Origin of the sequence: Globicatella sp. PHS-GS-PNBC-21-1553, from assembly GCF_033564055.1 — a bacterium.
GTDB classification, from domain to species: Bacteria; Bacillota; Bacilli; order Lactobacillales; family Aerococcaceae; genus Globicatella; species Globicatella sulfidifaciens.
This window is the reverse complement of record NZ_CP085470.1, coordinates 1598930-1614564: the sequence shown is the minus strand read 5'-3', so window position 1 is coordinate 1614564 and position 15635 is coordinate 1598930. Positions and strand designations below refer to the sequence as shown.

Below are 15635 nucleotides of genomic sequence, written 5' to 3'. Positions count from 1 at the left end.
CGCCCTCTACCCGAATATGGGTAAAGGACGTCTTAACGTGGTTCCACCTTTATTTATAATAAGCTCACACTTATTACCTCAATGAGAATATTTCTCGCGCTATAATGTTGCGACCATACATTTTATTACTGGCTGTGTCTTCATTCGTTCATCTATTTGCTCGCACCAACCGCAAACTCTCTTGAAAATATCCCGAATCTCTTCGTCCAAAAAATGTTTTTATTAATTAATATGAGTTTATAATAAATTAAACATTCCGTTTTGTCAACTATTTTAATCAATTTCTCATTTAAATAATAATTTCCATTGAATTAACTGCTAGTTTACGTTATGATTATACAAAACATTATAAAGGAGTCGTCAGAATGAGAAAAACATATAACTTTTCTGCTGGACCAGCGATGTTACCTGAAGAGGTATTGCAACAAGCGTCCCAAGAATTATTAGATTATCGAGGCAGTGGCCAATCGGTAATGGAGATGAGTCATCGCTCTTCCGTTTATAATGATATTTTTCAAGAAACAAAAACTAGCTTAAAAAAATTAGTCAATATTCCAGATAACTATGAAATTATTTTTACACCTGGAGGAGCCAGTGCATTGTTTGGCATGATTGCTCAAAATTTAATGCCCAAAAAATCAGCCGACTATATCATAACCGGCAATTTTTCAAAGAAAGCTGCACAAGAAGCGAGAAAATTTGGTTATATCAATATCGTTGCTAGTTCTGAAGATAAAAATTTCACTTACATACCAGACGTTTCAAAAATTCAATTTAATGAAACAGCTGATTATGTCCACATTTGTGAAAACAATACCATTTTCGGTACTAAATTTAAACAATTACCTAACACTAACGGCATTCCATTAATTGCTGATATGTCTTCTTGTTATTTATCAGAACCGATTGATGTCACTCAATACGGCATGATATACGGTGGCGTACAAAAGAATATTGGACCTGCTGGCGTTGGATTATCCATTATTAATAAAGATATCATTCCAATTGAAATCAATGACAATGTACCGACCATGAACCGGTTCGATACTTATATTGACAATGATTCAATGTATAATACGCCACCAACTTATACGATTTATATGTGCGGACTCGTTTTTAAATGGTTGTTAGATCAAGGTGGTTTAAGCGCAATTCAACAGAAAAATATTAAAAAGGCACAATTATTATATGATTATATTGACCAGAGTGCATTATTTAGTAATCCAGTTAATAAGAACGATCGTTCATTAATGAATGTTCCGTTTGTGACTGGTAATCCACAGCTGGACAAAAAATTTATTAAAGAAGCGAGCGATCATCATTTAGTAAACCTAGCCGGTCACCGTTTAGTGGGTGGAATGCGCGCTAGTATTTATAATGCGATGCCTTTCGCAGGTGTTCAAGCATTAGTTGATTTTATGGAAAAATTTGAAAGAGAGAACCGATAATATGTTTGATTATTATTTATTTAATCCCATTGGACAAAAAGGTCTAACCTTATTCGAAGAAGAATATCAAGAAACCAAAGACTTAAGTGAAGCAAAAGTAGCACTTATTCGTAGTGCTAATATTCATAATTTAGACTTTCCTGAAAAATTAGTGGCCATTGCGAGAGCCGGTGCTGGGGTCAATAATATCCCTTTAGATGAATGTACTAAAAAAGGGATTGTCGTCTTTAATACGCCCGGAGCGAATGCGAATAGTGTGAAAGAATTAGTACTCGGAGGAATGATTATCGCCTCTCGTAATGTATTGTCAAGTGTTGATTGGGTAAAAGCCTCAAAAGATGACGCCGACATTGCCAAACTTGCTGAACAAGCCAAAAAAGCTTTTAATGGCAATGAACTAGCCGGCAAAACACTTGGCGTCATCGGTTTAGGTTCTATCGGGGTTTTAGTAGCAAATGCTGCCTTAGCATTAGGGATGAGAGTCTTAGGCTACGATCCCTTTCTTTCAGTAAAATCCGCTTGGAAACTTTCCCACGAAGTTGAACACATTTCGAATATTGAGGATATTTATATTCAATCGGACTATATTACCTTGCATTTACCTTTAGTCGATGCCACAGAAAAAATGATTGATGCAAGAGTGGTACAATTATTTAAAAAGGGTGTCGTATTATTAAATTATGCCCGCGATACCTTAATTGATGAAGAAGCCTTACGTCCTGCTTTAGAATCAGGGCATATTGCTAAATACGTTACTGATTTTCCTAATCCGACTTCTGCTAGTTTACCTAACACCATCATTACGCCACATATCGGGGCTACGACGACCGAATCGGAAGATAATTGTGCGAAAATGGCCGTTAGCCAATTAAGACAGTATGTTGAACATGGTAATATCGTTAATTCAGTGAATTTTCCTAATTGCTCAATCGGTCCGATTGGCGCTTATACGCGTTTATGTATTCTCCATGAGAATAAGCCTAATATGATTGGTCGTTTAACGACTTGGCTAGGCAATCGTGACATTAATATTGTGAATTTTATGAATCAAAGTAAAGATGGCTATGCCTATTCGATAATGGATATCGATGGTAATTCGATTGAACATTTTAAAGAAGACTTAGCCAATGGCGATGGTGTTTGTCGCATTCGTATTATTAAAGGAGGAGAACATGGTTAATATTTCACCCTTAAGTTTACATTTAGCACAACCTGAATTTGCTCAGCAATTAGCTTCCCTACCCTATGATGTCTTTAATGAACAAGAAGCGCGGGCCTATGTCCAACAGCATCCTTTAGCCTTTATTGGTATTGATCGACCGGAAACCTTCTTTGCTGAAGGGACTTCGCCTTATGATGCGAAAGTGTATCAAAAAGCTCATGATGAATTACAACAACGTGAATTGGCGTATTATCCTCTGCAACCTGCGCAATATTATTTATACCAATTAAAAACTAATACGCACCAACAAACCGGTATCATCGCAGGCTTTACGGCTGAAGATTATCAACATAATTTGATCAAAAAACACGAGTTAACACGTAAAGAAAAAGAAGACGATCGCGTACGCCATATCGAAAAACTAGGCGCCCAAACCGGTCCCATCTTTTTAGTTCATAAACGCAATCCCGGATTGAAAGCCGTCGTTGAAGAAATTCAAAAAAACACTCAGCCGATCATCGAGTTTAAAAGTGAAGAAGACGTCTATCAAACCATCACCATTGTTCCGCACGAATTTGAAGAGGCAATTAGCCAACATTTTGCTGAGATGCCCGCCATCTATATTGCTGACGGACATCATCGAACAGCTGCTGCCGTGAGAGCCAGCGCAACAGTCGGCAATGGCAAAGTAATGAGCGTTATTTTCCCTGAAGAAGAAATGGCGATTCTGCCTTATCACCGTGTCATTAGTGATATATCGCCTTATAATCCAGAAACACTCGTTGAAAAATTGAACCAAGAATTTAATTTAATAACTGTTGAGGCGCCGGTCCAACCGACTGAAAAAGGTACGGTTGGTTTATGGTTAAATCAACAATGGTATCAACTAAGATTAAAAACACATGACCCTCAAGCTTTAGACGCTACTTTATTGAGCCAACAAATATTAGAACCTATTCTTAACATTCAAGATATTAGGACCGATGAACGGATTGATTTTGTCGGTGGGAATCGTGCATTGCAAGAGTTAGAACAATACCCGCTTGCCTTTGCAATGCATCCTACTTCTATACAAGAACTCTTTAAGGTCGCTGATGAAGCAGGTATTATGCCACCAAAAAGTACCTGGTTTGAACCTAAGTTATATAGTGGCCTCTTTTACTTTAGAGGATAAAGGATTCCTCAACAAGACGTAAAAAGGACACCGCCTGACAATGATTCAGACGGTGTCTTTGTTTTTTATTCTAAGAAAAATTGGGATTTCATTACTAATTTAGCCGGTTTTTCATTCACTAACTCTGTCTCAAATTAAACAAAATTAAAGCAGATTATAATAATTATGACGATTAGTCGAAAAATTGCTGAAAACAACAGTCAAAACTCTTCTAAAAAGTGTCTATAATTGAGAGGACCCCAATAAATTATTCAAGCTCATTTTTTCCATGTTTTGCTAAAATCGGATCAGTTTGTTCCATTTTGCTAAGCATGAAAATAATTGAGTTTTATAAATTGAGTTGGACAATGTCTTATTTAAATACCTGTTGTTGTTCGCTTATCTAACCAATTAATTAACATCGGTGAAATAATAGCCGTCCCAATCACGCCTAATGTCACCACCGCTGCCGCTTCCCCGCTATAGGGAATTAATTCAGGATTATTTTCAATCATCATCAGTGGCACACTCGCTGATAATCCCGCCATTGTTGAAATGGCGATACTCGAAATTCCTTTGCGCTTCAATACGGTTCTTTCAACTACCAACACTGGCAATACCGCTAACAGATAATATAAAACAACCATCAAGATACCAGGTAGTCCTGCTTTAGTAGCATCCAACAGATTGATTTTAGCAACAACAGACCACCCTAATAAAATAATAATGAGTCCCATGCCACTGGTTAAGAAAGCCCCCAACTCTTTATCTAAATTACCGATGACAATGCCGATAATTAAAGGTATAACAATCGAAACCAACGACATAAAATCTAATGGCGTAGGACTGATTAAACCATAAATAAACATAGGAACAATCGGGGTTGAAACAGCTGCTAAAAGTCCAAAGGCATTTTGATCAACTTCATCACCATAATCTTGAGACAACGCCAAGAAAAGTGAAGGGTTCATCGACGTAATGGCCACAATAAAGGCAATCGCACTTAAACCTAAGACACCATCAAGACCAAATAATTTAACAAACAAAATACCAGCGATTGTATTAAACAGAAGCCTTGTACTTAAAATAATGCCGTATCGCTTAAACACTTGGACGATAGAAGATAAATTCAAACTACAGCCCGATAACATCACAATCGACCCTAAAATAAAGTTTAAACCTTGACCTGAGAATAACGCTTCAGTCGGTCCGCCGATTAAAAATAATTTAGGAAAGAAAGTCCCAATTATTGATGAAATCAGCATTGGAATCAACAAGGTGCCTCCAGGAAATTTCTTCATTAACTTTAACATATGGTACCTCTTACTATTCTAAACCAAAATAATTTAAAGTCGCAGCTCCCATTGCTTTGGCAGCAATTAACATCGAGCCTTCTTCAATATCAAATTTAGGATGATGATGTGGGTAAGCCTCACCTTTAGGACTCGCTCCAATATAAAAGAAACAACTTGGTCGCTCTATTGAATAATAAGCAAAGTCTTCTGAGGGGTTTTGTTGACCACCATCTAAAATTTCATTAACCTCTTGAATCTCAGCATTTTGAATCGCTGCTACAACTTGTTGAGTTAACTGCGGATCATTCATTAAGACGGGATAATCATTTTGATAGTCAAGCTCGATTTCACAATCATAAACGTTTGCTAGACCCTCACATAAGCGTTGGATTTCTTGTTCAATCAGTTGACGATTCTCATCAGACATACAACGCACATCGCCTTCAAGTGTCACTGAATCTTTAATAATATTAAATTGACCTTTCCCATCAAAAGAACCAATTGAAATGGATGCCGCATCGAAAGGATTAATACGACGTGACACGATCGATTGTAAAGTCACTACTAATTGACTGGCAATTAAAATCGCATCATTGGCTTCATGTGGTGAAGAACCATGGCCACCTGTTCCTTGAACTTTAATAATAAATTTTGCGCGAGCTTGTTGAGTTGGCCCTTCATGATAATAAATATTACCAAACTGCATTTTACTCATCACATGACAACCCAATACATTATCCACACCTTCTAAAATACCGTCCTTAATCATTTGAATCGCACCACCAGGGGGCATTTCTTCAGCGGGTTGGTGAATAATAATGATTTTTCCGGTCAGTTCCGATTTCATTTCTATTAAAGTATCAGCCAAACTTAACATATAAGCGGTATGAGCATCATGACCGCAAGCATGCATCACCCCAGGATTTTTAGAAGCAAACGGTAAACGAGTCGCTTCTTCAATCGGCAAGGCATCAAAATCCGCTCTTAAAGCTAATGTTTTGCCAGGTTTACCTGAATCAATCGTTACCTTAACCCCATAGCCACCAATATTGCGCTCAACTTGGCAATCTTTTCCTTCATAGAACTTCGCAATATACTCGCTAGTTTCTTTCTCTTCAAAAGATAATTCTGGATGTTCATGTAACCAGCGACGATCTTGAATCATCTGTTCTTCTTTTTCTTCTAATAGTGTAAATAATTTATCTTTTAACATATCGCACCGCCTTCTTAATGTTTCTATATCCTTATATTATCACAGTATTTTAAGCGATTGTTGTAAGACCCCTTGGCGAGAATATGGTATAAAAAAAGCGGGATTTTGTAGTGACCCCAAAAGGTTAGACCAAAACTAACTTTTGTAGTCGGTACATTTCGCCCGCTTTTTTATATTATTGATATTCTTTTTCTATTTTTTCAATACCCTTACCAATTTTCTCAACGACCATCGTAACCAGTGCATTTCCCATAAAGAACATTCGCATTTTATCCGATACTTCTTCAATTTTACCATTTACCAATTTCTTGGCGGTCCAATTATCAGGAAAATGTTGCAGTCTTTCAGCTTCTACTGGAGTTAATAATCGATATTTACCATTTTGTTCAATAAAATGTGTTGATCGATTAACTGAGCCTTCTGAAGTCAACATCGTTCTTCCTGGTAGATTTAAATCATCTGTTGGAGACATACCACCTTCTGAGTAATAATATTGGTGTCCATCACCAGAAGTTCTTAATATTTTTTTGCACCTCGTAAGTATTGAAACTTTTCCAATTTTTCTTTATCTGTAATGAAATACTTGGCTGCCACCTCTTCTTCGGCTTGAATAATATCTTTTAAAGGAATTGGTCTTTCTTTATCGTATGGTATTGTATCTATTGAATAGAATTTACCATGTCGCATGATACCCGTATTCCATACAGTTCCTGAAAAGTCTTCTGAGACTTCTACAATATCTTCTGCTAATTCATAATATACTTTTCGTTCTTTATTTGGCATTGGTAAAACTGGAAATTCTTTAGCAAAAAGTCCTTCATTGAAGATATAGTCATTGTATCTATTTTCATTAAAAATTATATCAGGATTATTTTCATATTTTTCATCCAAATTCAGTGCATATGGCAAATCATTTCTAAAGACAAAGAAAAATACTCTTCTTCTTCTTTGTGCCCCACTATAATCTGCAGCGTTTATTACTCGCCATTCTACTGAATAACCTAAATTATTAAAAGCTGCTAACATAATAGCAAAATCTCTTCCACGTTGCTTTGAAGGAGCTTTTAATAGACGGTCTACATTTTCTAAAATTAGGTATTTTGGTCTAATTGCTTCTGTTGCACGAATTATTTCCCAAAATAATACACCTTTTTTCCTTCGATTCCTTTTTCATTCTTCTTGCTTCTAGCTACTGAATAATCTTGACATGGGAATCCACCAACTATCATATCAGCATCCATAGCTGCAAATCGTTCATCTGAAATCGTTGAAATATCTTCATTTATATTTTCACTTTCAGGAAAATGATATTGATATACTTCAAACGCATCTTGAGACTTTCTTGAAGGTTCCCATTGATTACTCCATTTGGTTATATATAATTGATCATTTGCTTTTTCGAGCCCGACTCTAAAACCACCTACTCCAGCAAATAATTCTAAAACGTTTATTTGTTTCACTTTATCACCTCTTCTTACACCTTATCAATTATACATGAATAATAATAAAAGATCAACTCTGAATCTTAATCTATTATAACTACGTAAAAATAAGTATGTTTGCTTGAAAAAAGAAGCTAAAAAAATAGCTTCTTAATCAATTAATTCTGAAATTTGTTCCTCAACATAATTGTTATTCAACCAAAAACATTGTTTAGTCATCCATTGATCGCTAAAATTATCCGGTTTATTAGTCCATTTTGCTGGAACTGGTAGTCGATCGGCATTTGGATTATTCTCCAAATAACTTGCTTTAGATGCATGTGGTCTAACAGACAATATTTTATCATCACTTATCTTTGTGAAATTATTATGCACTCTTTTACTAGTGGGATTGTATCGCAATTCGACCCCTTTATTTAATATATCCACGGTATCTTGCCAAACTTCTTGAACTTGATTATCTAAATCAGAAATAGGCATGTTCCAAAATTTTGCACCTTTAAAAATGTATTCTTCATTTTCATTTTCTTGAAATACAATGAATAAAAATCGGCTTATTTCAAAAAACTCTCTTAAATCAGAACCTTCCCAATTTTGTTGTGATAGCTCTTCGAAATTAAATGCTGGGAACGACATGCTTTCTTTAATTCGTTTATTTTTTTGGACACGTACAGTTTTGATTTGAATATTGGCTTTTTTAATTTCTTCTAAATCTTCAATTTTATTTTGAATATTTAACATTCTACTGACAACCATTGGAATGATTGATTTAGAAAAATTACCAGATGAACTTTCTCGTAAGTCAAATTTAAAAATTAATTGACTTAAACTCATCCCTATATATTTATTAAATGTACCAAGCAATACCTCAGAAAAAGATTCTTTTCCTTTTACAAATTTTTCACTTGGTTGCTTCACTTTTTTATCGTGCTGATATTCGACAACTTCATCAATTAGGTCTGGGCGTAAAGGAAAATCAAATGGTTCTAATCTGATCGCCTCATCAACTTTTGTTCCTAAAATATAGTTTCTTAAAAGCTCTGTCATATAACTAGCTTTAAGTGAATATGCTCTTTGTTTCGCAGGTATATCGCTACATGGCTGTCTACGAATAGAATTTCTATTTGCTCCCTTAGTACATGCCGCTAAATAATTAGTCAGCCCTTCAGAAATCTCATGAGCTTTTCCTTGAGCAATATAATCTTGAATAATTTGCCAGTCATTTTTAATTTCCTCTATATCACTTTCTGGAAATGTAAAGAGAGCGCAATGAGAAAAGAACCATTCGTCTCGAGGCATATCAGGATTATATTCATAAAATCCCAATTCAATTAATTTATTTTTTATCCAGAAAGAAGAAGTTTCAAACGTTTTACCAAACTCTTCCTCATAATTAATAATATTAAAAACTAATCGTTCTTTAGCTGAATAGGTACTATTTTTATTCTTTTTATAGGGGGTAGCCTTTAATTCAACCCCTGCTTCAGCCAAATCAGCACCAGCAATCGAGTTTTTTGGGACTTTAAACCAAGCTTCCCATGCATCTCCTGCAGTAGCTTTATTAGATTTTACTTCTTCAATATTATTTGAAAGCATCATTTCTTTAAAAGGAATACCTAATCCTTCAATTGCACGATTATGTATCTCTTCAACTGTTTGATATGGAGAATACTCCATAAAACTCCCTCCTACTTCCCTCAATCTCTTGGGGTTAATGAACAAGAGGTGCCGTTTAAGTCAATTAACTCAAAAATAATGCGATTATTGGGTAATAAGACTGCTGGCAATCCAGATTGTCCCCATTGTCTAAAGGGTTCAAATTCCATACGACGCGCTTTAAAGGCTTCAAACTCTTGGCGATTAGCTTCTGACTCACTGACATCTATTTTTTCATATTCAACGCCTTGTGCTTCTAATTCATCAATGAATTTTTGTGAAACGGCATCTTTTGAATCATAATATAATTTATAAACTGACATAATTATTCTCCTATCTCTATTTCGATTGGGCAATGGTCACTGCCCATTACTTCAGGTCTTATTTTGACATCATGAATACGGTCAATAATGTTTGGTGAGACGACAAAATAATCAATTCTCCATCCAACATTACGTTGACGGGCTTTATTCATATAACTCCACCATGTATAAGCACCGGTCACTTCTGGGTTACGATAACGGAACACATCAACATATCCTGCTTCAATAACTTGAGAGAATTTAGTGCGTTCTTCAATCGTGAATCCAGCATTTTTAGTATTCGTTTTAGGATTTGCCAGGTCAATCTCTTGGTGAGCAACATTTAAATCCCCACAAAATATAATCGGTTTAACGGCGTTTAACGTATTTAAATAAGCAAGGAAATCATCTTCCCAAACTTGGCGATACTCTAACCGAGTCAAGTCCCGTTTCGCATTCGGTGTATAAACCGTTACTAAATAATAATCGGCAAACTCTAAGGTTATCACACGCCCTTCTTGGTCATGATCTTCAATGCCAATGCCATATGTCACAGATAATGGTTTTATCTTAGTAAAAATAGCGGTGCCTGAATATCCTTTGCGCACAGCTGAATTCCAATACTCATAATATCCTAACTCACTAAAGTCAAAATCCACTTGGTCTTCTTGGGCTTTGGTCTCTTGTAAGCAAATAATATCTGGGTTGGACTCATTCAGATAACTTTGTAAGGCGCCTTTATTTAATACTGAACGAATGCCATTGACATTCCATGATGCTAATTTGATTGACATAACTTCACTCCTTACTCTTTAGTATAATTCGCTTTGGCTTTTTTTGCCAATATTTTTGACTTTCTGTTTTATTAACAGGGAGTGGGCAAGAAGTAGAAAGTCAGTTGATTTTCGCTTCGTTGGACCACCCCCGCACAGTTGGGAGTGGACCAGAAGTAGAAAATTGAATAATTTTCGCTTCGTCGGCCTACCCCCGCACAGTTGAGTAGGCCTCAAACAAGTCGAAAGACGAAGGTTGAGGCCACTCAACCACTGCGCTTTTAAATACCGAGCAATCACTTGATTGAATTCATCAGCTTTATCCTCAACCTCATTAAGACGCAGTTTGATACCACTCAACCACTGCGCTTTGAATTAAATAGATATGCCTAAACAAAATTTATAAAGTTTATGCCCAGCATCACGCAAAATTTTAAGTTGCTTTTAACTACCCGTCCTATAATATAGACAAGCTTGTGATAGGAGCAAACTTCTCTCTCTCCTAAATTAAATTAAACTTTATTATCCTATCACAGACTTAATAAATAATATATTGCACAACGTTTAATTTTAAGACTCCCTAGTCAAGTAAAGAAGATTATTTTGTGCAGGATGAGAAAGTTAATTGAAGAACAGTACTTTCACTTAACTTTCTATCCAATCCCTATCTATTGGGAGTGGGCAAGAAGAAGAAAATCCGTTGATTTTCGCTTCGTCTGCCCACCCCCGCACAGTTGAGTAGGTGTCAAACTATTCATTAAGACGCAGTTTGATACCACTCAACCACTGCGCTCTGAATTAAATAGATGTGACTGAACAGAATTTAAAAAGTTTTTGCCCAGCCTCTTTTTTCATAAAAAATCAGTTAGGTCACTGAATCATCTTCAGCTTTCCTAACTGTTTTTTATTTTCTGCGACTATTCTACTGCTTTTAAGGCTTCTACCATATCGATTTTCTTCAATTTTTGATGCATTACGAGCATGACGATCGAAGAGAATAAGAAGGTCATTGCGGCCGAAATCAAATGACTTGGCCAATTAATGATAGGATAGAAGAATAAATTAGGCATTTGAATTGTTTTTAAAATATATTGATTGAGGATCACACCAAGGCCCAATCCAATAATAGAACCAATTGCGGTTAAAATCAATACTTCATCATAAATATACATACTAACTTCACGATTATAAAATCCTAATACTTTAATCGTCGATAATTCTCTTAATCGCTCTGAAACATTAATATTCGTTAAATTATACAAGACGACAAAGGCTAAAGCGGCAGCCGAAATAATCAATACTAATGTAATGACATTTAAACTTCCCATTGTTTCTTGAACATTGTTTTCTATCGAATCTAAACTTAAATATGTTAACACAGCTTCTTTATCTGAAAAATCTTGTTCTAATTGATGACTATTCGCATTCGCGCCATATTGCATCAATAAGGCATTAAAGGTTGGTTCTTCTTCAAAGATTGTTTGATAATTTTCCGGTGAAAGGTAAACATAGTGTTCAATATAATTTTCTACAATTTTGCTGACGGGAATATCTACTTCATTACCGTCATTATCGACTAAATGAAGCATATCACCGACACCGACATTGACATATTCAGATAATCTTTCGGAAATAACAGCACCCTGTTCTTGACTCAAATCAATCAATTGCTCTGGTGTTTGTCTTTCATGAATATCTAAGAACCCTTGGTAATCATCTAAAGGCACGATGACCGAAACGCTTTGCACCGCTTGATTAGTGTCGGTTTGCCAATTAGCTGAATGGATTTCTAACGTTTTATCTAGTTCAGAATGGTGTGATACTTCATCTATGACTTGATCTTTTTTCGCTTCTTCAGCATCCTCATCTAAATATAATACCGCATCATAACGTTGTAATTGCTTAAATTGTGTTTCTACTAATCCATCAATCGTGTCACTAATACCAAATCCTGTGACGATTAACATCGTACAGCCCGCGACGCCTACCAATGTCATGGCATTTCGTCCTTTATAACGTAAAAGATTCCGAATGGTCATTTTACGATTAAAGGAAAGTCGATTCCAGATGAAACCGATGCGTTCAATCATCGTTTTCTTACCTGCTTTAGGTGGTTCTGGTCGTAATAATCGAGCCGGCTGTTCTCTTAAATATTGTAATGGCGTCCAAATCGCTGGAATCAAGGCACAGGATAAGGCAATTAAGGCAACTAACCCATTCAATTCATGCGAACGCACAATTACCGCACTATCGAAGTGGAATAAACTATTATAAGCATTCATAATCACCGGTGGGAAAATGCGATACCCTAATTCAATCCCAATAACTGTTCCAATGACCGTGGCTAATAAGGCGTACATAACAAATTTACCTAGGATGACATGGTTAGGATAACCCATTTGTTTCATCGTTCCCATGTAATTGCGTTGTTCACTAACCATTCGTTTAATCGTTGTAAAGGTCACTAACACCGCAATCGCAAAGAAGAAGAGTGGAAAGACGGTACTAATCTGCTTAATTTGATTCGCATTATCATACAAACTATCATAAGAGTCAAAGCTATCACGTTGATTTAAATAATAAGTCGGTTCTTTTAAGTCATCAACTTCTTTTTGCCCATCTGCCAAATCGGCTTCGGCTTTTTTCAATTCTTTTAAAGCATCTTTTTTCTCTGACTTAAATTTTGCGAGATTTTCTTCATACTCTTTTTGGCCATCTTCTAATTCTTTTTTAGCGTCTGCTAGTTCTTTTTGACTATCTTCAAGTTCAGTTAAGCCATCAGCTAATTCAGTCTCACCGTTTTCAATTTCCTGTAGGGCAGTGGCTAATTTTTCGCGTCCAGTAGCTAACTCATTGAAGGATGAAGCTAATTGTTCTTTACCCGCATTCAGTTGACTCCAACCATTGTCGAGTTTTTCTCTGGCTGTTGCTAACTCCGATTTGGCATTGTCAAGTTCGGTCTGACCTGCTTGCTTTTCTTCATCAAATTGAGCTTTACCTTCTTGATAGGCTTTAAGACCTGCTACGTACTCACTCCAACCTTGTTCATAAGCTTTTTGCCCTTCATTTAAAGTCGCTTCGTTCGTTCTGATTTCTGCTTGAGCAGTTGCAAATTCTTGAAGTCCTGCTTGTAAACTTTCTATTTGAGTTTGTAATGATGCTATGGCTCCGGCTAATTGTTCAACTTGTTTAGCTGTTTCTGGACTAATTAATTGATTAAGTCCCGCCAATTGTTCTTCTAAAGTTGCTTTTTGACTTTCCAGTTCTGCAACCTGGTTAGTTAACGCTGTTTTTTGCTCTGAAATGGTGTTTAGTTGAGCTGACAGTTCATCTCGTGTAGCAATAAGAGGTGCTAATGTTGCTTGTTCAGCCGTCAGCGTATTATGAGTCTGCGTCACCAATGCTTCAGCTTCTTGTAATTGTGCTTCAAACGTCGCATACTCTGTTGATTCTGGCTCTAAATTTTCTAATTGAGTCGCCTGTTCATCGCGCGCTTGCACTGCTTCGTTATAAGCCAGTTGGGCCTGATCAACGATCGCTTGTTGTTCGGTGACCGTTGCTTCCCCTGTTAATAACTCTTCGGTTAAGCTACTTTCAGATTCGGCTAATGGTGTTAAATGCTCATTAAGCTCTGCTAATCCTGCTTCCACTTCAGCTATACCGGCATTGACTTGCTTAATTTGTTCGGGAGCAGCTTTAATTTGCGATTCTAGAGTGGTCTTTTGTTTAGTCAACTGTGTCAGTTGTTGTTGTAAATAAATAACAGTTAAATCCGCTTGGGACGTCGATTCAGCTAATATTTTTTGATTTGTTTGCTCATCAAATTGTCCTTGTTGGGCTTGTGTTTTTAAGTTGGTTAAATTCTCTGCTAAATTCGGAATCTTTTGCTGTAATTCGTTAGCCATTTGTTCTTGGCCTTTCGTTAATTCAGCTTTACCACTTTCTAACGCTGCCCAACCTTCATCTAATTGTGCTTTTGAAGCATCTAGTTGCTCTTTGGCTTCATCTAATTTTGCTTTATTAAATGACAATTCACTTTGAGCACTACTGATTTTTTCATTAAAGGTTTTTACTCCTGATTGATATTCTGCCAAACCTGCTTGATAATCGGCTTCACCATTATTTAGTGTTTCTTCTTGTGTTTTAATTTCTTCCAATCCTGATTGATAAGCCGCTTCACCACTTTCAAGTTCTGCTAAGCCATCATGGTATTCATTGCGTCCATCGGCTAATTTTATCGAGGCCGATGTCCATTCGTCATAGCCTTTGGCCAGTTCTTCGCTCCCGGATTCATATTGAGATTGACCTTCTGAAAGTTCTTCTTTGGCTGATTCTAACTCTTTTTCAGCACTCGCTAATTCAGCATAGCCTTCATCAATTTCTTTCGCTCCATCTGATAAGGTTAAATTCAAGTCATCTTTTAATTGTTGTAGACGAATTTCTGGACGTTGAGCAAATGCTGCTTCTAAATCACTTTGGACCTCATCCATCACTTGATTATATTGGTCAGAATAGGCGCGATAGCGACCGGCTTCTGTTGACCAATAAAGGACTTCAGTATAAATATCGCCAGCCACCGCTTCTGGCATCACTAAAACATAGCCATTAATATTACTGACACCACGACTAATTTTTGAAAAATACAATGGCGTATCAACAAAACCAGTCACCTTAAATTTGGTACGGGTTAAATAGGGTGCTTGTAACCCCTCCAAATTAGCATCTTCATCTTCTTCAGGAGCGGCACTGACTTGTTCTAATTCAACGACATCCCCAATGTTTATGTCTGATTGACGGTATTTAATATCCAAGGCTATCTCATCTGCTTTTTGCGGCAATGCGCCTTCAACTGCAAAGAAATAATTTTTATTACTATTAGGATAGACTTTGACTCGTTCAGATAATGGGTTTAAGGTGGTCTCTAAGGCTTTTAAAGGGTCTACCGTAAGTCCTTTTTCTTCAATTAATTGAATATCATCCTCATTTAAACCTAAAGTCGATAAAATTTGGCCATCAGGCAAATGATACTGCTCATAAAATTGACGTGCCGTTTCTACCATAGCAGGACTCGTAGCCCGAATACCGACAAAAAAAGCGACTCCTAATAACATAATGAGTAGAATGGATAGAAATCTCGGCCAAGATTTTTTTATCTCTGTTAAGTTATCTTTCCATATAACTTTATTCATCA

At 36.4% G+C, this 15635-nt stretch carries 10 protein-coding genes and 1 pseudogene; 3 read left to right on the top strand and 8 right to left on the bottom strand.

Going from position 1 to position 15635, the window contains the following annotated elements; genetic code table 11:
* The first annotated feature begins 365 nt into the window (after positions 1 to 365).
* From serC to LB888_RS07685, 3 genes are read left to right on the top strand one after another with little or no spacing between them, the layout of a single operon-like run.
* Positions 366 to 1448 carry a 3-phosphoserine/phosphohydroxythreonine transaminase gene (serC, locus tag LB888_RS07695; RefSeq protein WP_318752486.1) on the top strand — a complete coding sequence of 361 codons (1083 nt, stop codon included), beginning with the start codon at positions 366 to 368 and terminating at the stop codon, positions 1446 to 1448.
* Positions 1411 to 2628, top strand: coding sequence for a 3-phosphoglycerate dehydrogenase family protein (locus LB888_RS07690; protein WP_318752485.1), 1218 nt, complete (start codon positions 1411 to 1413; stop codon positions 2626 to 2628). The genes serC and LB888_RS07690 overlap by 38 nt, the downstream gene beginning before the upstream one ends.
* Positions 2621 to 3784 carry a DUF1015 domain-containing protein gene (locus LB888_RS07685; RefSeq protein WP_318752484.1) on the top strand — a complete coding sequence of 388 codons (1164 nt, stop codon included), beginning with the start codon at positions 2621 to 2623 and terminating at the stop codon, positions 3782 to 3784. Before LB888_RS07690 ends, LB888_RS07685 begins: the two co-directional genes overlap by 8 nt.
* 356 nt (positions 3785 to 4140) lie before the next feature.
* Here the strand turns inward: LB888_RS07685 and LB888_RS07680 are convergent, their stop codons facing one another.
* The 8 genes and pseudogenes from LB888_RS07680 to LB888_RS07645 form a co-directional block, all read right to left on the bottom strand.
* Positions 4141 to 5076: a 2-keto-3-deoxygluconate permease gene (locus LB888_RS07680; RefSeq protein WP_318752483.1), complete on the bottom strand. Its 936-nt coding sequence runs from the start codon at positions 5074 to 5076 to the stop codon at positions 4141 to 4143.
* A gap of 13 nt (positions 5077 to 5089) precedes the next feature.
* The gene (locus LB888_RS07675; RefSeq protein WP_318752482.1) at positions 5090 to 6271 is read right to left on the bottom strand and encodes an amidohydrolase; all 1182 of its coding nucleotides are present in this window, start codon (positions 6269 to 6271) and stop codon (positions 5090 to 5092) included.
* A 175-nt stretch (positions 6272 to 6446) separates the two neighbouring features.
* Positions 6447 to 7722: pseudogene (gene dcm / locus LB888_RS07670) on the bottom strand (DNA (cytosine-5-)-methyltransferase).
* A 141-nt stretch (positions 7723 to 7863) separates the two neighbouring features.
* Complete coding sequence (locus tag LB888_RS07665; RefSeq protein WP_318752481.1) at positions 7864 to 9390, bottom strand: MutH/Sau3AI family endonuclease; 1527 nt, start codon at positions 9388 to 9390, stop codon at positions 7864 to 7866.
* A gap of 20 nt (positions 9391 to 9410) precedes the next feature.
* On the bottom strand, positions 9411 to 9692 hold the full coding sequence (locus LB888_RS07660; protein WP_078754921.1) for a hypothetical protein: 282 nt from the start codon (positions 9690 to 9692) through the stop codon (positions 9411 to 9413).
* 2 nt (positions 9693 to 9694) lie between these two features.
* Positions 9695 to 10459 (bottom strand): exodeoxyribonuclease III, encoded by a 765-nt coding sequence (locus LB888_RS07655; protein WP_318753967.1) that lies wholly within the window; start codon positions 10457 to 10459, stop codon positions 9695 to 9697.
* Between the two features lie 24 nt (positions 10460 to 10483).
* Positions 10484 to 10804: a hypothetical protein gene (locus tag LB888_RS07650; protein WP_318752480.1), complete on the bottom strand. Its 321-nt coding sequence runs from the start codon at positions 10802 to 10804 to the stop codon at positions 10484 to 10486.
* A 557-nt stretch (positions 10805 to 11361) separates the two neighbouring features.
* Complete coding sequence (locus tag LB888_RS07645) at positions 11362 to 15633, bottom strand: ABC transporter permease (protein WP_318752479.1); 4272 nt, start codon at positions 15631 to 15633, stop codon at positions 11362 to 11364.
* Positions 15634 to 15635: the final 2 nt, after the last annotated feature.